This window comes from Neptuniibacter sp. QD37_11 (genome assembly GCF_047778105.1).
Taxonomy (GTDB): Bacteria; Pseudomonadota; Gammaproteobacteria; order Pseudomonadales; family Balneatricaceae; genus Neptuniibacter.
Map to the genome: position 1 here is coordinate 543,873 of NZ_CP180552.1, position 25,363 is coordinate 569,235.

General features: G+C 42.6%; 20 protein-coding genes. 9 read left to right on the forward strand and 11 right to left on the reverse strand.

The features are described from left to right. The first annotated feature begins 327 nt into the window (after positions 1 to 327). From ACMXYT_RS02325 to ACMXYT_RS02335, 3 genes are all read left to right on the forward strand, one after another. Complete coding sequence (locus ACMXYT_RS02325; RefSeq protein WP_415900034.1) at positions 328 to 1,410, forward strand: WD40/YVTN/BNR-like repeat-containing protein; 1,083 nt, start codon at positions 328 to 330, stop codon at positions 1,408 to 1,410. Continuing rightward, positions 1,403 to 3,760: an efflux RND transporter permease subunit gene (locus tag ACMXYT_RS02330; protein ID WP_415900035.1), complete on the forward strand. Its 2,358-nt coding sequence runs from the start codon at positions 1,403 to 1,405 to the stop codon at positions 3,758 to 3,760. The genes ACMXYT_RS02325 and ACMXYT_RS02330 overlap by 8 nt, the downstream gene beginning before the upstream one ends. 384 nt (positions 3,761 to 4,144) lie before the next feature. Next, positions 4,145 to 6,496, forward strand: a complete 2,352-nt coding sequence (locus ACMXYT_RS02335; RefSeq protein ID WP_415900036.1) for a flagellin — start codon at positions 4,145 to 4,147, stop codon at positions 6,494 to 6,496. A gap of 52 nt (positions 6,497 to 6,548) precedes the next feature. Here ACMXYT_RS02335 and ACMXYT_RS02340 read toward each other — a convergent pair whose 3' ends face one another. After that, positions 6,549 to 6,866, reverse strand: coding sequence for a hypothetical protein (locus ACMXYT_RS02340; RefSeq protein ID WP_415900038.1), 318 nt, complete (start codon positions 6,864 to 6,866; stop codon positions 6,549 to 6,551). 218 nt (positions 6,867 to 7,084) lie between these two features. Here ACMXYT_RS02340 and ACMXYT_RS02345 point away from each other — a divergent pair, with 218 nt between their 5' ends. The 4 genes from ACMXYT_RS02345 (at position 7,085) to ACMXYT_RS02360 (ending at position 14,120) form a co-directional block, all read left to right on the forward strand. Further along, positions 7,085 to 9,436 (forward strand): flagellin, encoded by a 2,352-nt coding sequence (locus ACMXYT_RS02345; protein WP_415900039.1) that lies wholly within the window; start codon positions 7,085 to 7,087, stop codon positions 9,434 to 9,436. Between the two features lie 95 nt (positions 9,437 to 9,531). Further along, a complete protein-coding gene (locus ACMXYT_RS02350; protein WP_415900040.1) occupies positions 9,532 to 9,903 on the forward strand; it encodes a flagellar protein FlaG in 372 nt (123 codons plus the stop codon). A 49-nt stretch (positions 9,904 to 9,952) separates the two neighbouring features. After that, the gene (fliD, locus tag ACMXYT_RS02355; protein WP_415900041.1) at positions 9,953 to 12,061 is read left to right on the forward strand and encodes a flagellar filament capping protein FliD; all 2,109 of its coding nucleotides are present in this window, start codon (positions 9,953 to 9,955) and stop codon (positions 12,059 to 12,061) included. Positions 12,062 to 12,074: 13 nt separating this feature from the next. Beyond that, positions 12,075 to 14,120, forward strand: a complete 2,046-nt coding sequence (locus tag ACMXYT_RS02360) for a 6-hydroxymethylpterin diphosphokinase MptE-like protein (protein WP_415900043.1) — start codon at positions 12,075 to 12,077, stop codon at positions 14,118 to 14,120. A 148-nt stretch (positions 14,121 to 14,268) separates the two neighbouring features. Here the strand turns inward: ACMXYT_RS02360 and ACMXYT_RS02365 are convergent, their stop codons facing one another. From ACMXYT_RS02365 to pseB, 10 genes are read right to left on the reverse strand one after another with little or no spacing between them, the layout of a single operon-like run. After that, positions 14,269 to 15,039 carry a 3'(2'),5'-bisphosphate nucleotidase CysQ family protein gene (locus ACMXYT_RS02365; RefSeq protein WP_415900044.1) on the reverse strand — a complete coding sequence of 257 codons (771 nt, stop codon included), beginning with the start codon at positions 15,037 to 15,039 and terminating at the stop codon, positions 14,269 to 14,271. Then, entirely contained in the window at positions 15,026 to 15,856 is an 831-nt protein-coding gene (locus ACMXYT_RS02370; RefSeq protein ID WP_415911812.1) for an NAD-dependent epimerase/dehydratase family protein, read from the reverse strand. Before ACMXYT_RS02370 ends, ACMXYT_RS02365 begins: the two co-directional genes overlap by 14 nt. After that, positions 15,856 to 16,893, reverse strand: a complete 1,038-nt coding sequence (locus ACMXYT_RS02375; protein ID WP_415900046.1) for an N-acetylneuraminate synthase family protein — start codon at positions 16,891 to 16,893, stop codon at positions 15,856 to 15,858. Before ACMXYT_RS02375 ends, ACMXYT_RS02370 begins: the two co-directional genes overlap by 1 nt. A 15-nt stretch (positions 16,894 to 16,908) precedes the next feature. Then, on the reverse strand, positions 16,909 to 17,844 hold the full coding sequence (locus tag ACMXYT_RS02380) for an ATP-grasp domain-containing protein (protein WP_415900047.1): 936 nt from the start codon (positions 17,842 to 17,844) through the stop codon (positions 16,909 to 16,911). A 1-nt stretch (position 17,845) separates the two neighbouring features. Then, positions 17,846 to 18,496, reverse strand: a complete 651-nt coding sequence (locus ACMXYT_RS02385; protein ID WP_415900048.1) for a hypothetical protein — start codon at positions 18,494 to 18,496, stop codon at positions 17,846 to 17,848. After that, positions 18,496 to 19,578, reverse strand: coding sequence for a UDP-2,4-diacetamido-2,4,6-trideoxy-beta-L-altropyranose hydrolase (gene pseG / locus ACMXYT_RS02390; protein WP_415900049.1), 1,083 nt, complete (start codon positions 19,576 to 19,578; stop codon positions 18,496 to 18,498). The genes ACMXYT_RS02385 and pseG overlap by 1 nt, the downstream gene beginning before the upstream one ends. Continuing rightward, complete coding sequence (locus tag ACMXYT_RS02395) at positions 19,575 to 20,249, reverse strand: PIG-L deacetylase family protein (RefSeq protein WP_415900050.1); 675 nt, start codon at positions 20,247 to 20,249, stop codon at positions 19,575 to 19,577. The genes pseG and ACMXYT_RS02395 overlap by 4 nt, the downstream gene beginning before the upstream one ends. Then, positions 20,246 to 20,944 (reverse strand): pseudaminic acid cytidylyltransferase, encoded by a 699-nt coding sequence (pseF, locus tag ACMXYT_RS02400; protein WP_415911813.1) that lies wholly within the window; start codon positions 20,942 to 20,944, stop codon positions 20,246 to 20,248. The genes ACMXYT_RS02395 and pseF overlap by 4 nt, the downstream gene beginning before the upstream one ends. 37 nt (positions 20,945 to 20,981) lie before the next feature. Beyond that, positions 20,982 to 22,136 (reverse strand): UDP-4-amino-4,6-dideoxy-N-acetyl-beta-L-altrosamine transaminase, encoded by a 1,155-nt coding sequence (gene pseC / locus ACMXYT_RS02405; RefSeq protein WP_415900052.1) that lies wholly within the window; start codon positions 22,134 to 22,136, stop codon positions 20,982 to 20,984. 3 nt (positions 22,137 to 22,139) lie between these two features. Further along, the gene (pseB, locus tag ACMXYT_RS02410) at positions 22,140 to 23,141 is read right to left on the reverse strand and encodes a UDP-N-acetylglucosamine 4,6-dehydratase (inverting) (protein WP_415911814.1); all 1,002 of its coding nucleotides are present in this window, start codon (positions 23,139 to 23,141) and stop codon (positions 22,140 to 22,142) included. Between the two features lie 207 nt (positions 23,142 to 23,348). On the opposite strand from pseB, the gene fliS reads away from it, so the two are divergent. Further along, positions 23,349 to 23,753 (forward strand): flagellar export chaperone FliS, encoded by a 405-nt coding sequence (fliS, locus tag ACMXYT_RS02415; RefSeq protein ID WP_415900054.1) that lies wholly within the window; start codon positions 23,349 to 23,351, stop codon positions 23,751 to 23,753. A gap of 188 nt (positions 23,754 to 23,941) precedes the next feature. Continuing rightward, positions 23,942 to 25,363 carry a sigma-54 dependent transcriptional regulator gene (locus tag ACMXYT_RS02420; RefSeq protein WP_415911815.1) on the forward strand — a complete coding sequence of 474 codons (1,422 nt, stop codon included), beginning with the start codon at positions 23,942 to 23,944 and terminating at the stop codon, positions 25,361 to 25,363.

Sequence of the window (25,363 nt, forward strand, 5' to 3'; positions counted from 1 at the left end):
TGATTTTTAACCCTACTACAAACGTAGGTTTAACCTAGCATGTAAGTTTTTGTTTGAATATGCGCCATGTCATAAATATGTAATAAATTTTGTATGTAACTGCTTGTTTATAATAATGGTTCTGTATATTAGTAAAAGCCTGAATTACCAGTTTTAAGTGTTTTTGATCGCTGTGATCAGATCACCTTTTCTAACATTGATTGCCAGAGACTATGAAATTGCTGACTATTATTGTTAGTAAATGTGCGGGTGGATGTTATTGAGCAATTGCTGGCTTTATAGCAAGCTGCTCAGATCTTCCCGACAAAAATAATAATTGGGTTTTACATGCTAAAACGATTTCCAACAGCGCTTCTTAGTATAGCGCTCTTGTTAAATGTAGGTTTGGTTAAAGCAGATAGATTAATACTCCCGGCTTTAGAGCAAGATCGCTTGGATAAAAGTCTACTGCTTGATATAGACGCAGCTGATCAAAGGCTGGTTGCTGTAGGTGAGCAAGGTGTGATTATCACCTCCGATGATGAAGGTGATAAATGGCAACAAGCAATAGTGCCTGTAAGCGCAATGTTGACGGCCGTACACTTCTTAAATAATAAGCGTGGTTGGGCAGTAGGGCATGACGGTGTAATGCTCTCGAGCGAGGATGCTGGTTCTAATTGGCAGTTGGTTTTGGATGGCAACCAGCTCAACGGCATGCGAGTTAAAGCAATTGAAACTTCTCTCTCTGAACTATCCAAGCAAAGTGACGTTGATCCAATAGATATTGAAACCCTTGAATACCAATTAGAAGACGCTCAGTTTGCTAAAGAAGAGGGGGCTAGTTCTCCTCTATTAGATGTTTTATTTATTGATTCCCAAAAAGGTTTTGCTGTTGGTGCTTATGGTCTTTTGATTGAAACAAAAGATGCGGGTGCAAATTGGCACTATGCAGGCCATACACTTCCTAATCCTGAAAGCCTGCATTTGAACCGACTGTTCTACACAAAGCAAGATGAACTGTTTGTGCTAGGTGAAGCGGGTTTACTACTTAAAAGTAAGGACAACGGATTGAGCTGGGAAAGCGTGGTTGTGCCTTACGATGGTTCTTTCTTTGCCATGGTGGAAAGTGAAAACCTTTTTCTAATGGGGCTCAGAGGCAATGCTCTGATGAGAGTTAAAGCCGATGTTTGGGAAACAATAGAGCTTCCGGTTAAATCGACAATTAATGACGCAGTGGAAGCGGGTGGGAAGGTCTACCTTGTAGGTCAAGGTGGGGCGCTTTTACACAAGACGACAAGCGGGTATGAAGCTTTCTCTAAACGAGGTTTGCTAAGTTATTCGGCGGTTGTACATGTCGATGATCAGCTAATAGCAGTCGGTGAGGCCGGCGTAACAAAGATCGCTATACAGGGGCGTGCTGAAAATGAATAAGCTATCTGCTCTTCTTTTATGGCCGATTAACACTAGTGAACAATTAGCTGAAACACTTCTATTTAGCTATCGCAAAGTATTGTTGCTGATTTTTATAGTGATTACAGCGCTACTTGCCTGGCAAGCATCTCAAGTTCGCCCTGATGCTAGTTTTGTGAAAATGATCCCGGCTTCACATCCATATGTGGAAAACTATATTGAGTATCGTGATGACTTAGCGGGCCTTGGTAACAGTATTCGTGTGGTTGTTGCCGCAAAAGAGGGTGATATTTTTACACCTGAATTTCAGACCACTCTCAAGCAGGTAACGGACGAGCTGTTTTTTATCCCAGGGGTCGACCGATCATCGCTCAAGTCTATCTGGACGCCAAATGTACGTTGGACGGAAGTGACCGAAGACGGGTTTGTCGGTGGACCTGTAATTCCAGCCAAGTATGACGGTTCTAGTGAAAGCTTAGAGCAGGTAAGAACGAATATCTTACGTTCGGGGCAAGTTGGCATTCTGGTGGGTAATGATTTCAAATCCGCTATGGTGCAGGTTCCTCTATTTGATTTACATCCAGAAACGGGTGAAAAACTAGATTACCAAGCTTTCTCCGAGCAACTCGAAACGCTAGTACGAGATAAATACAGCTCGGACCAAATCGATATCCATATGACAGGGTTCGCCAAAATTGTTGGCGACCTAATCGATGGTGCTACCGAAGTTGCGTTGTTCTTTGCTGTGGCCATAGTTGTTACGTTGCTATTGCTTTATCTCTATTCTGGTAGTGTGATGGGTACCATCGTTCCGCTGGTTTGCTCTCTGGCTGCGGTTATTTGGCAGCTAGGTCTACTCAATCTGCTTGGATATGGTATCGATCCCTATTCGATGTTGGTGCCGTTTTTGGTGTTCGCCATAGCGGTTAGTCATGGTGTGCAGATTGTAAATACGATCACTTTAGAATCGGCGACTAAAGGCTCGAGTAAGCTGGTTGCGGCACGACATGCTTTTAAAGCGATCTATATTCCAGGTATTACTGCGCTAATTTCTGACGGAATCGGGTTTATCACTTTGATGGTGATAGAGATTGAGGTAATTCAAGATCTGGCGGTTGCAGCTTCTCTGGGAGTTGCAGTTATTGTGCTGACTAACCTGATGCTATTGCCATTACTTATGAGTTACGTTGGGGTAGGTAAGCGAGCGATAACAAAAGCTAAACGAAGTATTGAATCGGAAAGTTCATATTGGCACTACCTAAGCTTTTTTTCACGCCCAATAGGTGCAACGATCGCGGTAACGACTGCTTGCATTATGTTGGTGTTAGGTTTGTATGGCAGTAAGGATCTACAAATAGGAGATCTTGATGCAGGAGCACCAGAGCTTCGTGCTGACTCTCGTTATAACTTGGATAATCAGTTTGTAACCTCCAATTACTCGACATCCAGTGATGTGTTTGTGGTGATGGTCACTACACAAGAGGAGCAGTGTAGTCATTACAAAACCTTAGAGGTTGTGGATAGATTTCAGTTCTATCTGCGATCCATTAAAGGTGTTCAATCCAGTATTTCTTTAGTTGACGTATCTGAACGTGTAACCGCGGGGCTTAATGAGGGCAGTCTAAAGTGGCGGACAGTACTACGTAACCAATACGTTATTAATGCCTCACTTTCTCATGTACCAGCAGGTTTAATGAACTCTAACTGTTCTTTACTGCCAGTGATTGTGTTCTTGGATGATCATAAGGCTCAAACGCTCAAAGATGTAACAGCGGCAGTCGATAGCTTTGCTGCAGAATACGGAACTGAGGATATCCAATTCAAAATGGCTGCAGGCAAGGCCGGTTTTGAGGCTGCAACCAACGAAGTCATTGAGACAGCCCAATATGAGATGCTGATTTGGGTTTACTCAGTAGTCAGTTTGCTTTGCTTGCTAACGTTTAGGTCTATAAGAACAGTTGTCTGTATTATTGCGCCTTTGGCGTTAACATCAGTGCTTTGTCAGGCGTTAATGGCTCATTTGGGTATCGGTGTTAAGGTGGCGACCCTGCCCGTGATTGCTTTAGGTGTAGGTATAGGCGTTGATTATGGTATCTATATCTATTCCAAAATGCAGACCTTTCTCAAACAAGGTCATTCATTGTCCAAGGCTTATCTAGAAACTTTGCAAAGTACAGGAAAATCAGTTGCTTTCACCGGTTTAACCCTTGCGATTGGAGTAGTGCTATGGACGCTTTCACCAATTAAATTCCAAGCAGATATGGGGATTCTTCTAACCTTTATGTTTATTTGGAATATGCTGGGTGCGTTGATCCTGTTGCCTGCGTTAGCTTGTTTGCTCCACCCTGAAAAAGATAGTGCGCGGGCTTAATTGCTTTTCAATAGTTGCCGCATATGACCCTTATTATTGAATGCTTTTTGTATGGCTTTTGCCGCGATAGCGGCAAATAGGCGGATTTTTATTGCCGGTTATGCGGTTTTTTGTTTTTAAAATATTTCTTAAGTCATTGTTATTAAAGATATATATTTCATTGGTATGTATATTGCTTTTTGTGAGGTACTAACTGCTTTTGCCAGTTGATAATGAGCGAGAAAAGTCAGCTAAGAAGCCTAGCGTATGCATCATGACGCTGCGTGAAGGGTTGACCTTTGACTTTGAGGTTGTTTGAAAAGGCTTCCTTTCTCACTGGCGAATTAAAATTAATGAAGTGTATTCCTGCGGGGCAGACTCGGCTGGATATGGGGAGAATCTCTCATGGCAATGGTAATTAACTCGAACATAATGTCGCTCAATGCGCAGCGAAACTTGACGATATCCCAAGGCGATCAGAACCAGGCCATGGAGCGGTTAACAAGTGGTAAGCGTATTAACTCCGCTGCGGATGACGCGGCAGGTTTGGCTATATCTAACCGTATGACTTCTCAGATTCGAGGTTTGGATCAGGCTGTTCGTAACGCAAATGATGGTATATCGCTTATTCAGACCGCAGAAGGTGCTCTAGATGAGACGACCAATATTCTGCAGCGTATGCGTGAGCTGTCTATCCAATCTGCCAACGGCACATATACTGATGCTAACCGTGCCACGATTGATGCAGAAGTTCAGCAGCTAATTAAAGAACTTGATCGCATATCAGAAACAACGACATTTAATGGTCTGAATATCCTTGACGGTACGCTAGGTACAGTTGACCTTCAGGTTGGGGCAGAAGCAAACGAAACGATTAGATTTGAAGTAGGTGCACTTGATGCAGATAGTCTGGGGTTTGGGTCTGTTAGTGCTGATATCTCAGGTGATGATGTTACTTTAGGTGCTGGTGTAGATATTAAAGATGGCGATGTTTTGATCAATGGTCAGAGTATCGGTGCTTTGACTTCTTCATCTACCTTTTCTGATGTGTTGGACACTATTAACGAAAATGTTACAGGGGTATCAGCAGCGGGCTTTAATGATATACAAGCATCTCTTGCTGGTACGGGCTTAACAACTTCAAGTAATCAACTAACAATTACAGTTACTCAAACTGACAACACAACTACTTCCTTTGTTATTCAGGATACTAATAATCTAGAAGAACTAGCGGAAGCTATTAATACCACAACAGGTGGTACTGTGCAGGCGTCTATAAATGATGAAGGCGAACTGGTACTGCAAAACAGTACCGGTGCTAGCATTGCTTTGGAAACAACGGGCTCTGATGCAGATACTGTAACCGGTATTGCGTCTGCAACCTATCAGGGGCAGTTGGCATTAACGTCAGATACGGGTGGTGAAATTACTATTACGACCGGTCCAGAAGGCTCTCCAGGGGATTTGGAAGATCTTGGTTTGTCCGAAAACTTGGATGGCGGTGTATTAGTTGGTGAGGCATTAGATTCAGCTGATGCTGTAGCTTCATTAGGTTTTGAAGATCTGAAAATTAATGGTATCGGGGTGCCTAACGAGCTGAATGGTGAGGCTGTTGATACACTTCAGGAGAAGGTTGCAGCTATTAATTCTGTGAGTAGTGAAACTAACGTTACAGCCGCCCTGATTGGCGAAGATAGTAATGTTAATGAGCTAGATGCAAGTTCCACGGAAATTGAAGCTTCAGCTGCGTTTGAAGCAATTTCTGCAGCTGCATCGCTTTTAGTTAACGGTGTTGAAGTTGCTTTGACAACATCGGACTCTATAAGTGAAGTGGTAAGTGCGTTTAACGCAGTGACTTCTGATTCAGGTGTGGTTGCCTTCGTAGATGATGATAATAAAATCCACCTATATAGTGATGATTCGATTACGATGGCTGCAACAGCTGCAACTGATTTTGGTAATCTGAACTTGGCAGGGATTGGTACTGGCGGCTTCTCAGCTGGTACGACAACAGATGAGTCTGACTACACTTCGCTAGCTACTGACACGACAATAAAAGTTAATGGTCAGGAAATCCTATTCTCGGCAGCTGATTATACTGATGTCGATACTGTAGTAAGTACTATTAACGGACAAACTGCCAATACAGGCGTATATGCATCTGTAAATGATTCTGGTGAAATTACCTTAACGGCTAATGGAGCATTTACTCTAGAAGCGGGTGAGGGGGATTCAGGTAAATTGCTTCGAGGTATGGGCTTCCAAACTTCTGAATTTATCGATGCTACTGCCGGTGACGGTCTACAGGCAATTCAGATTGATCCGCAGCTTAAACTGGATTCATTAAATGATTCAGCGATTAGTGTTGAGGTCACATCTGCAGGGGCGACAGCAACAGGGCTGCGTAATCAGAATGAATCAGGTACAGGGGCTGCAACGGGCAGTGCGATTAGCACAATTAGTGTAGGTACGGCAGCGAGCGCTCAAAAAGCAATAGGTGTGATCGATAATGCACTTGAGCAGGTGAACGATGTTCGAAGTGAGTTGGGTGCGGTAAATAACCGTCTGGACTTTACAATCAATAACCTGTCAAACGTATCTGAAAATGCATCAGCTGCGAGATCTCGGATCATGGATGCTGATTTTGCAGCTGAATCTGCTGCGCTATCCCGTGCACAGGTCCTACAGCAAGCAGGTACAGCTATGCTTGCGCAGGCTAATGCAGCGCCGGAACAGGTATTGTCTCTACTTCAGTAACAATAAAGTAGCCGCCCTTAGCTAGTTTAAGGGTGGCTATAATGTACTTTGCTTAGTCAATTTTTAAATCATTAAGCGCTTTTTGCATCTTAACGACCTTTTTCTGGGTTTTTTGGGCTTCAATTAACTCATCTTGAAAAAGCCCAGCTAGTTCGCTTGTTGAAGAATTTAACTCTTGAACCTGAATTAGCATATCTCGGATTATATCTTGATTATCTGTTGGGATTTCTGCTGTATTAATCTTTTGGATTAAAGCTGAATGCTGGGTTTGTAGCTGTTCAAGCTGATCCCATTCTTTGCTTTCCGCAAATTTGTTCATTGCTATTGCCTGTTCAAGGGCTTGAGTTGCAAGTTCTTGAAGTGTGCTCATCTGTATCATCCCTAAAAAAATATTAATGCTTAGTCTGCGCCTGCCGATATTGAAAATCAACGAAGGATTTATTGGCAAAAAAAATTCTAAAGAGAATTTTCCCTTGGTCGATAACGTACTCAAGCTGGATTCTCCTGTTGGCAAATAACAAGGAGAATTTTATAAGCAAAAATTCTTGATGGCCGGTCAGACTCGGCTGAATATGAGGAGTAAATCTCATGGCAATGGTAATTAACTCAAACATTATGTCGCTGAATGCGCAGCGTAACCTGACTATCTCCCAAGGTGATCAGAACCAGGCTATGGAACGTCTGACCAGCGGTAAGCGAATCAATTCTGCTGCTGACGATGCTGCAGGTCTTGCGATTTCTAACCGAATGACTTCCCAGATCCGTGGTTTGGATCAGGCTGTTCGTAACGCAAATGATGGTATTTCTTTGATCCAAACTGCAGAAGGTGCTTTGGACGAAACAACTAACATTTTGCAGCGTATGCGTGAGCTATCTATTCAGTCTGCCAACGGCACATACACTGATGGCAACCGTGCGACTATCGACGCAGAGGTTCAGCAGCTGATCAAAGAATTGGATCGTATTTCTGAAACAACGACGTTTAACGGTCTGAATATCCTTGACGGTACGCTAGGTAAAGTTGACCTTCAGGTTGGTTCGGAAGCAAATGAAACAATCGGCTTTGAAGTAGGTGCTCTGGATGCAGATAGTCTAGGTTTCGGTTCAGTGTCAGCTGATATTGCTGGTGATGATGTTACTTTAGGTTCTGGTGTTGATATTAAAGACGGTGATGTCTTGATCAATGGTCAAAGTATCGGTGCTTTGACGTCTTCCTCTACCTTCTCTGATGTATTAGATGCCGTTAACGATAATGTAAATGGTGTAACTGCTGCTGGCTTCAACGATGTACAGGCTTCGCAGGTGGGTACTGGTCAAACATCTTCTTCAAATCAGCTAACCATTACAGTTACTCAAACTGACAACACAACTACTTCCTTTGTTATTCAGGATACTAATAACCTAGAAGAGTTGGCTGAAGCGATTAACACAACAAGTGGCGGTACGGTTCAAGCATCTATTGATGATGATGGCGAGCTGGTACTTCAAAACAGCACCGGTGCTAGTATTGCTTTATCCACAACGGGTGATGATTCAGATACAGTTACAGGTATTGCATCAGCAACATATCAAGGTCAGTTGGCGCTAACTTCTGACAACGGTGATGCGATCACTATTACTACCGGTCCAGAAGGCTCTCCAGGTGATTTGGAAGATTTAGGTCTGTCTGAAAACCTAGCAGGTGGCGTTTTAGTAGGTGATGCCTTGACTTCAGGAGATGCGGCTACAGCGCTAGGTTTTGAAGATCTGAAAATTAATGGTGTTGCAGTTCCAAATGAAATAGAAGGCGATACAGTAGATACGCTTCAAGAGAAAGTTGCGGCTATCAATTCTGTTAGCAGTGAAACTAATGTTACAGCGGCTCTAATTGGCGAAGATAGTAATGTTAATGAGCTAGATGCAAGTTCCACTGAAATTGAAGCTACAGCTGCGTTTGAAGCAATTTCTGCTGCTGCTTCAATGTTAGTTAACGGTGTTGAAGTGGCTCTGACTACATCTGATGCATTAAGCGATGTGGTAAGTGCATTCAATGCGGTAACGTCTGACTCAGGTGTTGTTGCCTTCGTGGATGATGATAATAAGATCCACCTATATAGTGATGATTCGATTACGCTGGCTGCAACTGCTGCGGGCGACTTTGGTAATCTGAACTTAGGCGCAGTAATTGGTACAGGCTTCTCAGCTGGTACAACAACAGATGAGTCTGACTATTCTTCGCTAGCGACTGACACGACAATAAAAGTTAATGGTCAGGAAATCCTATTCTCCGCGGCTGATTACACTGATGTTGATACTGTAGTAAGTACTATCAACGGGCAAACTGCTAATACAGGCGTATATGCATCTGTAAATGATTCTGGTGAGATTACCCTAACGGCTAACGGTGCATTTACTCTAGAAGCGGGTGAAGGTGATTCAGGTAAATTGTTACGAGGAATGGGCTTCCAGACTTCTGAGTTTATTGATGCTACTGCTGGTGATGGTCTACAGGCAATTCAGATTGATCCGCAGCTTAAATTGGATTCATTGAATGATTCAGCAATTAGCGTAGAAGTGACTTCAACAGGTGCAACAGCAACAGGGCTGCGCAACCAGAATGAGTCGGGTACAGGAGCTGCAACGGGCAGTGCAATCAGCACAATTAGTGTCGGCACAGCAGCGAGTGCTCAAAAAGCAATCGGTGTTATCGATAATGCACTAGAGCAGGTGAACGATGTACGAAGTGAGTTGGGTGCGGTAAATAACCGTCTGGACTTTACAATCAATAACCTGTCAAACGTATCTGAAAATGCGTCGGCTGCACGTTCTCGAATTCAGGATGCTGACTTTGCTGCTGAATCTGCTGCGCTATCCCGTGCACAGGTCCTTCAGCAAGCGGGTACTGCAATGTTGGCTCAGGCAAACGCTGCACCACAGCAAGTATTGTCACTACTTCAGTAAGCTAGGAGCTATACTGATAGATAGATCGCTAGCCCCTCTATATATGTAAGTGTATAGAGGGGTTATATAGATTTAAAAAAAGAGAGGATTGGGTTATGGCTATTGAATCAATGGGCGCGGCAACGTCATCGGTTGTTCAGCCTTCTCAGCAGCCTCAGCAGGCAGAGCAAGCGAAATCTCAGGCGATTCAATCGCAGGGGAAAGAAAGCTTTCAAGCTCAAGCAAAAGAGACACAGGAATTGTCTGTTGAAAAACTGGAAGCTGCCATTGATCGTTTGAACGAGATGATGAAAGACGGTCAGCGTTCTTTAAATTTCTCTGTTGATACGGCGTCTGAAAAGGTGGTGGTTCAGGTTAAGGATGTTTCTACTAATCAGGTTATTCGCCAGATTCCAAACGAAGAGGCCCTGCGTTTCGCAGAATCTTTTGATCGCATGATGGGCTTGATCTTTAATCAGGAAGCCTGAGACAATCATGGCTTCTTGATTTCACATTACTCAACCAGAGGTATGGGCGATGAGTGATAGTATCATTAAATCACTGGGAGCCGGATCTGGTATTGATACTGCCAACCTAGTTTCTAGTCTTGTCGAAGTTGAACGAGCTCCTCTACAGAATCGTTTAGATACTAAAGAGGAGAAGCTTGAGTCACAAATATCGGCTTATGGCACCTTAAAGAGCAGTCTAGCTGAGCTTCAAGGGGCACTGTCTCCACTTACTGATAACGATACATTCAATGGTCGTTCAGTTTCTTTTCCTGATACTGATGTTATTACCCCGAACTCAGTAGATCCAGGGGCCCAGACCGGCACATATCAGATCGAAGTGGTCGATGTGGCGCGAGCTCAGTCTCTAGCATCTATTGCGCATGATGATAAAGATGCAGCGATTGGTGCTTCCGGTACTGTAACGATCTCATTTGGTGAATGGACTTATAATGTATCAGATGAGCCTACTTCATTTGCAACTAATGATGAAAAAGCTGCGTTAAACATTGTTATTGAAGCAGGAGACTCTCTTCAAGATATAGCTGACGCGATTAATGATGAAGAAGATGCTGAAATTCAAGCTTCTGTTCTCCTTGTGGATGGTCAGTACCAATTGCTCTTAACCGCGCCATCAGGTGCAAGTAATGCGATGCAGATTACCACCAGTGCTGATGGTGATGATAATGGATCGTTAGTGGATTTTGAGTTTAATTCGACTAATTTCTCATCAATGACAGAAACTCAGCAAGCTTCCGATGCCGAGTTGAAGGTTAATGGACTCACCGTTTATCGAGATACGAATGAGATTAACGATGTGATTCAAGGCTTTGATTTTAGCTTGAATAAAGCGGATCCAGGGCAAAGTTATACTTTTTCTGTCTCTGAAGATAAAGGTGTTGCAGAGCAAGCAATAAGAGATTTTGTTGAAGCATACAATCTTTTCTATGAAACTGCTGAAAATCTGACTAAATACACTCAAGATGAGGATGGAAATACAGTTCGTGCTGATCTTGCAACGGATGGTGCAGCGAAGACGATTGTTAATCGTGTTAGAGCTATGATTGGCGCTGAAGTACCAGGTGTGGATGATGCCTTTACGGCTTTGACTAACGTAGGTATCAGGACTGAGCTTGATGGAACTTTATCCATCGATGAAGATGATTTAAGTTTAGCGCTAGACGATAACTTTGCGCTGATTGAGTCGCTATTTGCCACAGATACATCTTCCTCAAGTGATAAGGTTAAAGTTTCTGTTGGTAGTTATGCACAGAATACTGTTCCTGGTGACTATGATGTTGTAATTACTCAGGATCCGGTAAAAGGAGCAATAGAATCCAATGCAATTACAAATCCGGCTTTCGATACGGCGGCCGATGATTTTTCCTTGTTAGGCGGTTCTTTAGATACTTCGCTTGGTGATTATCGTTTTGTTATTACTGTTGATGGAACTGCTTCCAATGAAATTACTTTGGGTGGGGATTATTCAACTGCTGAAGAGCTTAGAGCGGAATTACAATCACTAATAAATGGTGATACTAACCTCAAAGGTGCTGGGGCCGCGGTAGATGTAACATATGATACATCTACGGATAAGCTTCTTTTTACGTCAAGACAATACGGTGATGGCTCTTCGGTCTCATTTAGTGGGACTACGGCCGATGTTCAAACGTTAGGCCTAGCGGATTCCGGTTTAACGGTTACAGCAGGTAAGGACGCTGCAGGCACAATAGATGGTGAAACTGCTTTTGGTTCAGGTAATGTGCTACTGCCGGAGATAGATACTGATCCATATGGGTTGAATTTCATAATAGAAGAAGGAGCTGCTGCAGCAACTACTGATGCTGGTGGGGTTCTTTCTATTAACTTTTCTCGCGGGTTTGCAGGGGAGTTATCAAATCTTATTGATGATTTTTTAGCGAATACAGGTACGATTAAAGCACGCGAAGATAGTATTAACAGTCAGCTTAGCGGTATTGCTGAAGATCGAGAAGATCTTGACCGTAAGATGGAGAAATTGGAAACTCGGCTTTACTCACAGTACCTTGCTATGGAACGTATCGTTAGCAGCTTTCAAAATACAGGCAATCAGCTGGATGGGATCTTAGAGCGATTACCATTCACGACATCTAACAATTAAAATAGAGTAACTAATGACGGATCTTGATGCGGCGATTGCTGGGGCGGAAAAATTATCCAAGAAAATTTCAGCAAGCCGACTTTACGAAAAAAATATAGCGTATATAAAAGATAAGTTGCCTAGTCTTTATGAGTTTTATTTAGATTATAAGCCTGAAAAAATGCAGGTTGGTTTTGACGATGCAGGGAACCTAAATCTAGTAAATGCTTCAGGTGTCTATGTATATCCTGAAGACCCTGAAATTTTTGCTTGTAAGCAAGTGGAGGCTTACAAGAAAAAGCCCACTATTAAATTTCTAACGTTTAAAAACGAAGCTATTGATACAGGTTATATCCATCAGAAACTGATGGGAAACTTGTTTCAATATTACGAAGAAGTAAAGGATGGCTACTATAAGGCTTTGACTGCTTGCCCTAACGAAATCCAAACTATGATTGTTATGGGGGTGGGAGCAGGATTTCATATTCGTGATATAGCTATGAATATGAGTGTTAGAAATCTATGTATTTATGATCCGCATCCAGAGACACTCTTTATTTCATTTCATCTAATTGATTGGCAGCCAATAATCGAAAAATATAGCCAGCCAGGTTACAACATTGAATTTTGCATAGGTCACTCAGTTCGCAAGAGTTATGCTGTTTTGACGTCATTTTTTGGGCGTGTAGGCATGTTCAATGTGGTGAGGACTTTTATTTTTAAGCATTATGACAGCTTGGAAGTGCAAGAGTTAGATTCTCTTTTGCAAAATGACTTGCTTAAGATTGCAATGGGCATAGGGTTTTATGACGATGAGCGAGTGGGTCTTGCTCATACGATGGTTAATTTTCGTAATGATGTTTCTATTGCAAGAAAATCCCTGATTAATCACAAAGAGCAGATTTCTAATAGAACAGTAGTGGTGGTAGGTAATGGCCCATCACTTGATGAAAATGAAGACTTTTTACGTTCTTTGCAAGGTCGAGCGTACATAATTTCTTGTGGTACGGCATTAGCAACGTTAGAAAAAAAGGGTATTAAGCCAGATATCCATGTCGAGCAAGAACGCCCCAAAAATGTGTATGATTGGCTAATTAACTCAACTTCAGAGGAATTCCGAAAAGGTATTCGCTTTGTTGGGTTAAATACTGTTTACCCTGATGTTTTTGATTTATTTGATGAATCCTATATGGTCGCTAAGCCGAATGATCTTGGGGGGACTTTTATTTTTGAGTTATTGCATCGAAAACCAGGTAACTCTTTGGTTTTGGCTGAATTTGCAAACCCAACGGTAACCAACTTCGGAGCTTCATTGTCTCTCACGCTAGGTTTTAAGAATATAATTTTGGTGGGGGTTGATTTAGGTATGGTTACTTTGGATGCGCACCACTCCAAAGATAGCTCCTATGAAAAGAAAACCGAAGCTCATCAGAATGCTCTGAAAACTGCTGGGGTTTTTGAAAGGCCGGGTAATTTCAGGGATAAAATTTATACAACAAATGCTTTAGATAAGTCTCGGATATCTTTTGAGATGCTCTTGGATCGTTTCAAGCAGGTAAATTGTGTGAATATAAACGATGGCGCCCGTATTCAAGGAGCACATAGTTGTCGTGCTGCAGAAATCGAAGTGGTTGGTGAGCACCCTATCTCATTTGCAGATGAGTTATCAAATCGTTTTACAACTGTATTTAGCCTCAACGGTTTTCATGATTTCTCTGAAGATGCTATTCAGAAGCATCTAGCTCATGTGTCTATAGTGTTGGATCGATATAGAGGTTTGTTACAGACCAAAGTTAACTCTTTGGATGATGTATATATGGTTCTTAGAGAAGGGCATTATGCATTACGTAAAACCAAAGGGTTGAGCTTTATAGCTCGAGGGCTACTTAAAGGTACGTTGGAATATGTATCTTGTACCTATATCAGTATTCTCACAATGGTAAAAGAGAGAGATGTACCAGAGTATTTTGCTAAGTTAAGTGGTGTTGTTCTACCTTATTTGGATCAAATAGAAATTGATGCCAAAGAAAAGATCTTTAAGAAAGATGAATTTTCAAATTATGATATTTATCATGATTAAGAGTGTAAGTTATTGTTTTATAGGTTTTGTTTTAAATTGTCTGCATAGGTTGGTGGGATAGATAAATTATTTGGTTGACTATATTTATTGATACGTTTCCATTGTAAATATACATAATGTTTGCAGACAGCTAGTTTTTAACTTAATTTCAACTTGCTGTCTTAGTCAACCTCACCACTTTGTCGATTAGTGATAAATTCGGAGAGATTATTAATCCGTTTATTTCTTCAACCTTCTGTTCAAAACAAACTCTTTTACCATTTATGTCATAAATATAATAATTCAGCTCATTGGCAATTGCTGCTACAGGAGCTAGATCCCAGTCTCGCACAACAACATCTTTTACGAAAAGGTCTACTTCACCATTACATACAAGCACAGATTTTAATCCGAGGCTGCCGCACTCAACATAACGTTCAAGACCGAGAGCATCGTAGAGATACTTTGCAATACCATGAGGTTCTGGCGTGTTATCAATAATCGAACGAATAGGTTTATCTTTTCTGGCAGGCTTCACAGGCTGACCATTATAAGTCGCCCCCTTGCCTCGTTGTCCAACCCAAAGGTCGTTTCGCTCCGGCGCATAGATAACACCAAAAGTTGGCTGCCCATTATCAATCAGTGCAACCTGACAGACATATCCAGAAAAGCCATGATACCAACTAGCAGTACCATCAATAGGATCTATAAGCCAATAGCGTTCTCCTCGCTGCCTAACCTCATCTTCCTCAGACACGACCGAAATATCCCTGGTTATATCTGCTAAACCCGCAACAATCAGGCCATGGGCCATACTATCAGCGTCGGTTTTAAACTTACGCTTATCAGTAATGTCTGAAAATTCATCAGACTTACGCCATCTCTTTATCTCATTGCCAGTATTAATAACTAGAGAAACAACCCTTTCAAACTCTATCATTCAAAACCTCTAACGATTGCGCAAAGCTGCTTTTCAACACAACACCAAATTCAGCCATCTTCTCCAAAATAAACTCAAAGTCCTTATGTATTACTTCATAACTAATATTTGTCGCATACATATCAGCAGCCAGATTAACAAGGCGATTAACTGACATTTTCTCCGCATAACCAACATTAACCGGGACAAAGCTTTCGCTATACTTCAACATAACAAACTGTTCAATAACATTTGCAGCATCCATGACATCCATCGCGGACCACATAACAGGCTTATCCGGCAGGGAAAGCTCCCTCTGATGCTTTAGAGCATATAACAAATTGTGTACCAGGCCTGCTTTACGATCGCTTCCGTACAAACCTGGTAAGCGGAGAGCCACACCCGAGACACCAGCCTCGGTGAGTAACGCTTCACACTGGAGCTTACTGGTGCCATAAGCGCTTAAATCCCCGCCTGCCTGATTTTCAGAACATGGCATACTCAAAGCATCATCATAAACAGCCATAGACGAGATAAAAATGACCGGACAGTTTACCGTATTGATTAACACCTTAACCATTGAGGTATTACGATCAATCACGGTTTCACTGAGGTAGTCGGCTTCACGCTTAGGTACTTCAGCCGCACAGTGAACAACAATATCTGGGGTAACTTGTTTAAACACTAGATTTACTGCATCCTGATCGAGTAAATCACAATAAACCCGTCCACCAGGGCTGTGAGTCATCGGATACAGATCTACCGAAGAGTTTGTCGCCAATCGTCGGCTTAATTCCGCACCGAGAAAACCTGCAGCTCCGGTTACCAGAACCCGCATCACAGTTTATCCCAAGTGACCCACTGATCAGCTCTAATATCTTCCTTCGCAATACGCCCTACCACGTGCTTACGCATTGCAGGAGCAATGCCCAGACCTGGGCGTTTGGTAACAAGCATCTCTTCAGTAATCACTTCACCAGCAGCAATATTTTTTCTGGCATGTAGGCTGCGTTGTCCCTTTTCAGCCATTTCCATTTCTTCTTCTCTGGGGCCAGCTTTAATTCCATCACCCATACCTGATTCGACAGCTCTGATTTTTCTAACCATCTCAGAAAAGCCTTTAGGCTCAATTGCAAATGCATGATCAGGCCCCGGCAAAGAGCGATCCAGTGTAAAATGCTTCTCGATAACTTTCGCTCCCAGTGCGACAGCGGCAATACAAATATGATCCCCTTCAGTATGATCTGAATAGCCTGCATGCAAGCCAAAAGTATTCTTTAGAGTTGCTATTGCTTGTAAATTACTCAATGCGTCGGGCGCAGGATACAGCGAGGTACACTGCAATAGAATAATATCGTTATTGCCTGCTGTTTTTGCAGCATCCACAGCAATCTGGATATCCATCCACGTTGCCATCCCAGTCGACAGGATGATCGGCTTTCCGACAGCAGCCATTTCAGTAATTAATCGATCATCTGTCAGATCAAAGGAAGCAACTTTGTAAGCTGGTACATCTAATTCAGCCAATTCAGCAATGGCTTCGCTATCACAAGGAGAGGAAAAAAAATCAACACCGCAACTTTCTGCATACGCTTTTAGTTGTTTCTGCCAACTTCGATCCAGCTCTAGCGACGCAATCAATTCATGTGTATCTTGGCCGTCCAGATAACTGAACCCTGGCGCAAACTTAGAATAATGTTCTTTTGCTTTAAACGTCTGAAACTTAACAGCATCTGCGCCTGCATCCGCTGCGGCCTTAATTAAGTCACAAGCCATGTCATAACTATGGTTATGATTAGATCCAATTTCAGCAATAATGTAGCAAGGCTCACCATCACCAATAAGCCGACTGCCTATTTCTATATTGTTCAGCATTGTAAGCACCTACTGCTAGTAATGTGTAATCGAATTAACCCAGTGCCGCTCCAAGCGACATCTCGATCTTTCTGAAGCGCGGCCTATAAAGCTAGCACTATGATTCTCAAACAACTCAAATGGATCTACGCCCGACGCCAATACCAAGCCAAAGGTTGTTGATATTCTTGGATTAATTTCAAATGGGAAAACAGTACCATCAGAACTGAGAATAAGTTGAATATTATAAGTTCCACTCCCACCACCTAGCACATGTAAGTGCTGACAGGCAGCAATCACATTCTGATCGTACTCTGTCTCAGCTGAAATGGTGATTCCTTTTTTTGAGAACACTTTGACAGGAATAATTTCATGTAAAGCTCCCTGAGATGAAGAAACAACTTGGACAGTATATTCAACGCCTTCAGCTTTCTCCTGAACAATAAAGTCGTCTAACCGCCCAGTGAACTTCCTCGAGAAGTAATCAAGGTCATCATTATTATCTAAAACAAAAACATCTCTGGATCCGCGACCTGTACGAGGTTTTAAAATACTCGGAAAGGGAATATCAACCGAATGATCTGATAGCAATTTAGTTATCGGCATTAAAGCATTAGCCTTAAAATGCTCCACCATTTGAAACTTATCCAACATCATACGGATGAAACCAGCTTCAGGTATAAACATCCGAGTACTGCCAAATAAGCCAGCGTTTTCTGCCAGAATAGGTAATTCTTCGTCAACAGCCGATACCAGCAGGTCAATATCTAACTTTTCGCAGACACTCACCATCTCTTGCAGAAAGTCATCATCATCGGCAAAAGGAATTTTTATACAGCATGCATTTGGAATATCTGGACTAATGCGCGCTAAATTGGCATCTGCAAAGAATAAAGAGTACTTATTCGAAAACAGCTTCCATATTAATTCAGCCCCAGCCCCCCCAGCACCTGTTATGAGAATCGACCGCATATCAATCATCCTTAGAACGAAGACTTATGTTTAGCTGGTATTCCTTGCCAAGATGCCGAAAAAAAACTGGATATCGTTCATTATCAGCAACTCTAAAAGCATTAAACAATTCAAGGAGAGTCCTTTCGGGGTCAACTTCACTATCATCAGCAGATCGTCTTGGATAATAACTGGGCTTCCCTATCTGAGGCTCTCCATTCTCCCGCAAAGTTTCAAAGTTGAGTAAAAACGTCTCAACAAGTTTCAACGTTTCTTTAGCCTGTTTTTGTCGTAACTCCTCAACCAGCTCCGTACCCTCAAGTGAAATAAATGAACGCAGATAAACAATACCCGAATCTACCTTTTCACCTGCCTCAAGCAAGCAAATTGGAATCTTACGTTTACCCTCTAAAACCTGCCAAGTCATGGGAGACCACCCACGCCCTCTCGGGAGATCACTCTCATGCACTACTACACAATGATTAAACCCTGCCCGTTTATGCTCAGGCACCATCTGCCCGCACCCCAACAGGAAACATATATCACCGCATCCTAGCTCAGCCACCTTATGAACCCAATGAACATCATGTCCATCATTAACAGCAGACTGACACAAATCTTCAAGATAATGGTTTATCCAGCTACTTTCATCACTCAGTATCCAAATATTCATCACGCACAAACCTCCATCAGCACGTCCGCAACTCTATCGCATCCTAAACCATCAACTACTCTCTGGCCTTCAACAGACATGTTGAATAACTTATCCGGCTGGAGTGCAAATTCAGACACGGCAGCAAAGAAATCTTGCTCGACAACTTGATTACTAACCCCTAAATGAATAGCAAGACCTAACTCATCTAGGGCTTTGCTGATGAACTCTTGATTTTCTGCCACAGAAACGATCACAGAAGGCACTCCCAAGCACAACCTCTCCCAAGACGTAGCCCCACCTGCGCCAATCATTAAATCAGTGTCACTCATCAAGTTAGATAAACTCTTCTGAGGTTCGAGTACAACTGTATTAGGTCTCAATTGAGCCTGTCGAAGTAATTCCTGCTTATGCGGTGGATTATTAGCACCAACTACTATACAGACCTCGACATCCTCAAATTTAGCATCTGATAAAGCCTTCAAAGCCATACTAGATAAATTATCTGGATCAACCCCGCCAAAATAAACTAGCACCTTGTTAAGCTTAGAAGAATACGCTGTTTCCTGCTGTCGTAGCTGCATGTACTCATCAGCTAATAATGCATAACTAGGTCCTAAAAAACACTGGCATTGAGAGGGGATCAGGGCATCATAACGCTCTTTACTAGCAGACAAATTTTGATCAAGTAAAAAATCGCAATCATGGGATCGGTTATTCAGATCATCGATAACCATAATACGACCTACATAGGGCCTAAGCAGCATCTCCCACGAAGCACTTAGAGAATAATGATCAACAATTAAAAGATCTGGTCTAAAATCAAATAAAGTCTTAATAGACTCTTGTGCGTCCTTCTCCTGACTAACTCCAAGCCATGCAGCATAAGAATCGCCAGTAGAAGCCACAATAGAAGGACTCGCTAAGGGACGTACTTCAAAGCCATCTTTTTCTATAAGAGTGATCAAATTTCCATGGTGCTCACGACATATAAAAAGCACCTTAACGCCTCTCTGTTTAAGCTTTAAAGCTAACGTTCGGCACCTAATAATATGTCCGCTCCCCATAGCGCTCGAAGCATCAACCCTAACTGCTACTTTCATGCAAGCATTCGTCCAAGAATATATGCCTCGGCAGCTTCAACACCTACAGTTGCTCCTCGCCAATGACACAAGGCATCAATTGCCTTGGCAGAACGAGGGTGGGGCCACTCTCGCATTTCTAGTTGATATGCCAGTAACGCCTCCTGCTTTTTCTTCAGGAAGCAGCCAGAGATGTCTACAAAATAATTAGGCGCAAATGCATAGCCATCCCCAGGAGAGCGCCATTCTGTGCTAGAAGCCACCTCAAAGAAGAGTAAATTCTTTACACTGTGGCCTGGTGTAGGTCTGCAAGCCGTTACCACTGCCTCATGAACCAATCGATGATCGATATTCAAGTCACCTGAGTGATGTGTAATTACAGTATGAGGTCGAAGCTGACTTATATAGCGCTCTATCAACTGTACAATCTCTAACAGCGGAACAGTGTCTAACCTGTTGTCAGGGAGCTGTCCGGTAAAAACCACTTCATATCCCAAAATTACAGAAGCCGCCTCTAGGGCCTCTAACCTTGCAGGCAGCGCGCTGTCTGCTGCACTGTCAGACCTCGAAGATACGCCATCAGCAATAAACATAACTTTGACAGGCCTCCCTTCACTAACATACTTTGCTATAGTCCCTCCGCAGCCCAAAACCTCATCATCAGGATGTGCAGCAACAACCAACACAGTCATTCTTTGCTCTCCAACGCTTCCAAACCAACGAACATTAACTCAGCCCTACGCCAGTCATCATTAGTATCAATATCCTGAACGCGCCAAGCGGGTATTCTCAACGCGTAGGTATCTCGGGTAAAAAATGGTTTTAGCTCTAACCAAGCAGCCGCCTTACCCCAGTAAAACTGCCCAGCATCATGTAAGGCTTCAGGCAAATCCTGTGAACGGCTAGCAAATTTATCCGGATAGAGCATTTCTATACTGCCATCATCATACCGCTGAAAAGACCTAAAGATAGGGGCATTGAATTCACAAGCTGGAATCACGTAGGACCAACCATTACCCAACTCTTGGTAGGCTTTCTCAATATCCTCTGAACGAGCAAAGGGCGCAGTCGCATAAATACAGCAAACATCGTCTACCTGATGACCTTTGCTCTGTATATTTTGAATAGCATGTTGGACTACTTCAGCGGTACCCGTAAAATCATCGGATATATCTGCTGGGCGCAAGAAAGGAACTTCGGCACCATGCTCAGACGCTATCTTGGCGATCTCTGTATCATCTGTAGACACGATAATTCTGTCAAATAAACCTGAGCGCTGAGCTATCTCGATCGACCAAGCGATCATCGGCTTTCCGCAAAACTGTCTGATATTTTTGCGAGGTATACGTTTACTACCACCTCGCGCGGGAATGACTGCTAGCTTCATAGATCGCCTTTGTAACGATAACTCAATAACAAGAATACTACGGTTTTAGATACTTATGTAAAGAATCACTGATATATGCGATCTCTGTTTGAGATAGCTTAGGGTGAAGAGGGATGGTTATCGCTCTTTCGTAATATTTTTCGGCATTTGGGTAATCACCTTTAGCAAAACCTAAGTTCTTGTAGTATGGCTGAAGATGAATGGGAATATAGTGAACGTTTACGCCAATGCCGTCTTCACGTAGTTGATTAAAAAGTGTTAAACGGTCAATGGGAGTATCATCTTGGAGCTGTATGGGATACAGATGAAGAGATGAGAGGCTTGTTTTCCGCCTTGAAGGGAGTTGTATTGGTAGGTCGGATAAAAGTTCTTCGTAATGATCAGCTATGGCATGTCGTGTTTTAATGTATTGATCTATACGTTTTAGTTGCTCTAGGCCTAGAGCTGCATGGATATCTGTCATTCTGTAATTAAAGCCGAGGTCTTGCTGCTCATAGTACCAAGGTCCATCGTTATTCTTGAGCAATTGAGAGTCTCTGGTAATTCCATGGCTCATGAGCGAGCGCATTCTTTTAGCTAAAGTCTGATCGTTAGTTACAGCGCATCCTCCTTCGCCAGACGTAATGATTTTGACTGGGTGGAAGCTGAAAATAGTAATGTCACTATACTCACCTGAGCCGGTTCTTATATTTTGGTATCTTGAGCCAATGGCGTGAGATGCATCTTCAATGACTTTAATGTTATATTGCTTTGCTAGATTGCTAATCGTTGCCATATTACAAGGTTCGCCTGCAAAATCGACAACGACCAAAATTTTAGGGAGCTGATTGAGTTTTTCGGCTTCGATCAATTTTTGTCTGAGTGCGTCTGGGCATAAATTGAAATGTGTCAGTTCAATATCGACAAAATCAACACTTGCACCACAATATAGACCGCAATTAGCACTGGCTACAAAGGAGTTTGGGGAAGTCCATAGATGATCTCCTTTAGATAGGCCTAGAGCAAGGCAAGCAATATGCAGTGCGGAGGTCGCGCTGTTTGTGGCTATAGCGTGGGAGCTACCGCAATAATTCGCTATTGAGCTTTCAAATTCAGAAACTTTCGGGCCTTGAGTCAAAAAAGCTGACTTGAGAGTTTTGGTTACGGCTTCAATATCTTCTTGTGTAATATCTTGTGTGCCATAAGGAATCATTGATTAGAAGCCCAGCTTTTTATTGAGGTCTTGGATTTCCTTTATGCTCAGAAATTCTTCATTAGTGCCTGAATTGTACTCAAAGCCTTGGGATACAGGGGTGCCGACCTCTCCAAGGTTATTGGTCGAGAAGTCATTGTTGACATCATTAAGAATAATTGAGGGGCGAAGAACGAAATGGTCGTCAAACTGAAGTGTGAGATGCGAGTCATCAGAAGGGCACATGATTTCATGGACCTTTTCGCCAGGGCGAATACCAATGATCTCTTGTTTAAGGTTCGGTGCCATAGCTTTGGCTAAATCGGTGATGCGTACGGACGGTATTTTTGGCACAAAAATTTCACCGCCACTCATTCTTGCAAAGTTTGTTAGAACAAAATCTACGCCATCTTGTAGAGTGATCCAGAAGCGCGTCATGTCTGCATCAGTAATAGGTAGTGTTTTGTTGTCATCTTCAATAAGTTTTTTGAAGAAAGGAACGACAGATCCCCGTGAACCTACTACATTACCATAGCGCACAACACTAAATCGAGTAGGATGCCCGCCGGCCATATTGTTTGCTGCTACAAATAATTTGTCAGAAGCTAGTTTTGTTGCCCCGTAAAGGTTGATGGGGTTTGCTGCCTTATCAGTGGATAAGGCAATAACTTTTTTAACGTCATTTTCTAAAGCAGCACGAATAACATTTTCTGCGCCGTGGATGTTGGTTCTGATGCACTCTGTTGGATTGTATTCAGCGGCTGGTACTTGTTTTAAAGCAGCTGCGTGAATGACATAGTCTACATTCTGCATTGCTTGCCTCAATCTTTCCTTGTCGCGGACGTCACCTATAAAATAACGCATGCACGGGGCATTGAACTCTTGCTGCATTTCAAATTGTTTAAGCTCGTCCCTTGAATAGATAATGATTTTTTTGGGCTTGAATCGGCTTAGAAGAGTTTCTGTGTACTTTCTGCCGAATGAGCCTGTTCCACCAGTAATGAGTATTGATTGATCATCGAACATTATGTTGTCTATCCAAATGAATACTTAATATTTATATCGACCATATTTCTGCATTAATGAATATTTTAGCCCTGATTTGAATGGCTTACGGAATAAAAGGTCTAATGAATTGTAGCTTATCAGACGCAAGATCATTAAAGGAAGCTCTCTTTGTGCCGACTATTCAGTATAATAAAGTGTACTTAAACTAATTTTTAAGGTGTTTGCATGGCTGTTAATTTAAATGCCCTTAAGCAGTATCAAAGTGTTGATCTGCGTGCGACTATAGAAACTGCAAGTCCTCACAAGCTAATTTCTATGTTGTTCGATGGTGCCATGGGGGCGCTCGCAAAGGCAAAGGGAGCAATAGAGCGAGATAGTATTGAAGACAGAACTCAGCATCTTAATAAGGCCTCCGAGATTATAGTAGGTCTCCGCGGAAGTCTTGACCTTGAAGAGGGGGGAGAGGTTGCTGCAAATTTAGATGGACTTTATGACTATATGTTGCGCTCTGTTATGCAAGCTAATCGAGAGAATAATGCTGAAAAGGTCCAGGAAGTGATGAATCTAATGCTGGAAATCAGACAGGGGTGGTCTGAGATGCCGAATGATATTCAAATAGGTGAAAGTTAAGTAGTAATGCTGTTGGTAATTACAAAAAAGGTCGCAGAGATGCGGCCTTTTTTGTTCATGGGTGTCTTTTGTGTCAAAAAAATAACTGAAGCGTTTTGCTTTTATCTTTGTGACATTTTATTGACATTTTTTTCGTCAGGGGTTAATTATTACCATTATTAACAAGTAGCTTTTAATAATGGTTAGGCATGTCTTCGGTTTTAGTCATAGATGATGATCTAAGTCGGCGGGGGCTTTTGAGTTCCGCTTTTTCTTTTCTCGATCAACCGTGTGAATTTTGCGGTTTTGTTGATTGGTTTCAATCAAGTAGTGATATTGATCAAGCTCAGGTCAGTTTAGTGCTGCTAGGTCAAAGTCAGCTACCTATCTCTTTAGAAAAGCTTGTTAAAGATCTTCAAGATAAGTTTGACTCTATTGCTGTTGTGACGTTGGACGAGTGGTCAGAGGTTGCAGAACTGCCCGATTCCTTGCGTCAATGTGTGGTTGGACAGCTTTCTGTTCCGTTTAATTATCAGCAGTTGTTAGATTGTTTGCATCGAGCGCAGTTGTTTAGCTTGCAAGCGGGTGATGCATCACTTGGACAAGTAGACCTTTTCTCTGGATTGGTGGGTGTCAGCCAGCCAATGTTGCAAGTCAGGCGAGCGATGTCTCAAGTGGCTGGAAGAGATGTAAATGTATTGATTACTGGTGAGTCTGGCACAGGCAAAGAGGTTGTTGCTCGAAGCCTGCATGATCACTCTGTGCGCAAAGATGGACCATTTGTTCCAATTAACTGTGGGGCAATTCCTGCTGACCTTCTTGAGAGTGAGTTGTTTGGTCACGAAAAAGGCGCATTTACTGGAGCTGTATCTAGCCGGCCTGGACGTTTTGAACTGGCTCAAGGTGGTACGCTATTCCTTGATGAAGTCGGCGATATGCCGTTGCCTATGCAGGTTAAGTTACTTCGAGTACTGCAGGAGCGAAAGTTTGAGCGTATTGGTGGAACCAAAACCTTAGACGCTGATATTCGAGTGATCGCTGCTACGCATAAAAACTTGGAAGAGATGATCGAAACGGGCGAGTTTAGGGAAGATTTGTATTACCGTTTGAATGTTTTTCCTATAGAAATGCCTCCGCTTAGGGAGCGAGTAGGTGATCTGCATCTGCTTTTGGAAGAGTTGTCGCGTCGTCTTCCTGAGCAAGGTTTGGATTCGGTGCGTTTTCAAAATAGCGCGATCATCTCTCTGCAATTGCATCCTTGGCCAGGCAATGTGCGCGAGCTTTCCAACTTAATTGAGCGTATGGCGATCCTTTACCCGAACGGCGTGGTTGGTGTTTCTGAGCTGCCATCTAAATTCCAGAATGTTCCTGAGCCAAATCCTGAATTATATGAGCAAGCCGAAAATGCTGTTTCAGTAGAAGGAGTTGGCATCCCTCACACTTTGGAACTGGATAAGCTTCCAGATGAAGGTATTGATCTTAAAAAGCATTTGGAAACGATCGAGCAGCGGTTATTGGAACAAGCGCTTGCTGTAAATGACAATGTGGTTGCGCGAGCTGCGGAGACGTTAAATATCCGACGGACTACTTTGGTAGAGAAAATGCGTAAATATGGGATGCAGCGTAAGTAA

What these genes read in the sequence shown, in the direction of transcription:
- ACMXYT_RS02325 (WP_415900034.1), top strand. Translation starts at nt 328, where the DNA reads ATGCTAAAACGATTTCCAACAGCGCTTCTTAGTATAGCGCTCTTGTTA.
- ACMXYT_RS02330 (WP_415900035.1), top strand. Translation starts at nt 1,403, where the DNA reads ATGAATAAGCTATCTGCTCTTCTTTTATGGCCGATTAACACTAGTGAA.
- ACMXYT_RS02335 (WP_415900036.1), top strand. Translation starts at nt 4,145, where the DNA reads ATGGCAATGGTAATTAACTCGAACATAATGTCGCTCAATGCGCAGCGA.
- ACMXYT_RS02340 (WP_415900038.1), bottom strand. Translation starts at nt 6,866, where the DNA reads ATGAGCACACTTCAAGAACTTGCAACTCAAGCCCTTGAACAGGCAATA.
- ACMXYT_RS02345 (WP_415900039.1), top strand. Translation starts at nt 7,085, where the DNA reads ATGGCAATGGTAATTAACTCAAACATTATGTCGCTGAATGCGCAGCGT.
- ACMXYT_RS02350 (WP_415900040.1), top strand. Translation starts at nt 9,532, where the DNA reads ATGGCTATTGAATCAATGGGCGCGGCAACGTCATCGGTTGTTCAGCCT.
- fliD (WP_415900041.1), top strand. Translation starts at nt 9,953, where the DNA reads ATGAGTGATAGTATCATTAAATCACTGGGAGCCGGATCTGGTATTGAT.
- ACMXYT_RS02360 (WP_415900043.1), top strand. Translation starts at nt 12,075, where the DNA reads ATGACGGATCTTGATGCGGCGATTGCTGGGGCGGAAAAATTATCCAAG.
- ACMXYT_RS02365 (WP_415900044.1), bottom strand. Translation starts at nt 15,039, where the DNA reads ATGATAGAGTTTGAAAGGGTTGTTTCTCTAGTTATTAATACTGGCAAT.
- ACMXYT_RS02370 (WP_415911812.1), bottom strand. Translation starts at nt 15,856, where the DNA reads ATGCGGGTTCTGGTAACCGGAGCTGCAGGTTTTCTCGGTGCGGAATTA.
- ACMXYT_RS02375 (WP_415900046.1), bottom strand. Translation starts at nt 16,893, where the DNA reads ATGCTGAACAATATAGAAATAGGCAGTCGGCTTATTGGTGATGGTGAG.
- ACMXYT_RS02380 (WP_415900047.1), bottom strand. Translation starts at nt 17,844, where the DNA reads ATGCGGTCGATTCTCATAACAGGTGCTGGGGGGGCTGGGGCTGAATTA.
- ACMXYT_RS02385 (WP_415900048.1), bottom strand. Translation starts at nt 18,496, where the DNA reads ATGAATATTTGGATACTGAGTGATGAAAGTAGCTGGATAAACCATTAT.
- pseG (WP_415900049.1), bottom strand. Translation starts at nt 19,578, where the DNA reads ATGAAAGTAGCAGTTAGGGTTGATGCTTCGAGCGCTATGGGGAGCGGA.
- ACMXYT_RS02395 (WP_415900050.1), bottom strand. Translation starts at nt 20,249, where the DNA reads ATGACTGTGTTGGTTGTTGCTGCACATCCTGATGATGAGGTTTTGGGC.
- pseF (WP_415911813.1), bottom strand. Translation starts at nt 20,944, where the DNA reads ATGAAGCTAGCAGTCATTCCCGCGCGAGGTGGTAGTAAACGTATACCT.
- pseC (WP_415900052.1), bottom strand. Translation starts at nt 22,136, where the DNA reads ATGATTCCTTATGGCACACAAGATATTACACAAGAAGATATTGAAGCC.
- pseB (WP_415911814.1), bottom strand. Translation starts at nt 23,141, where the DNA reads ATGTTCGATGATCAATCAATACTCATTACTGGTGGAACAGGCTCATTC.
- fliS (WP_415900054.1), top strand. Translation starts at nt 23,349, where the DNA reads ATGGCTGTTAATTTAAATGCCCTTAAGCAGTATCAAAGTGTTGATCTG.
- ACMXYT_RS02420 (WP_415911815.1), top strand. Translation starts at nt 23,942, where the DNA reads ATGTCTTCGGTTTTAGTCATAGATGATGATCTAAGTCGGCGGGGGCTT.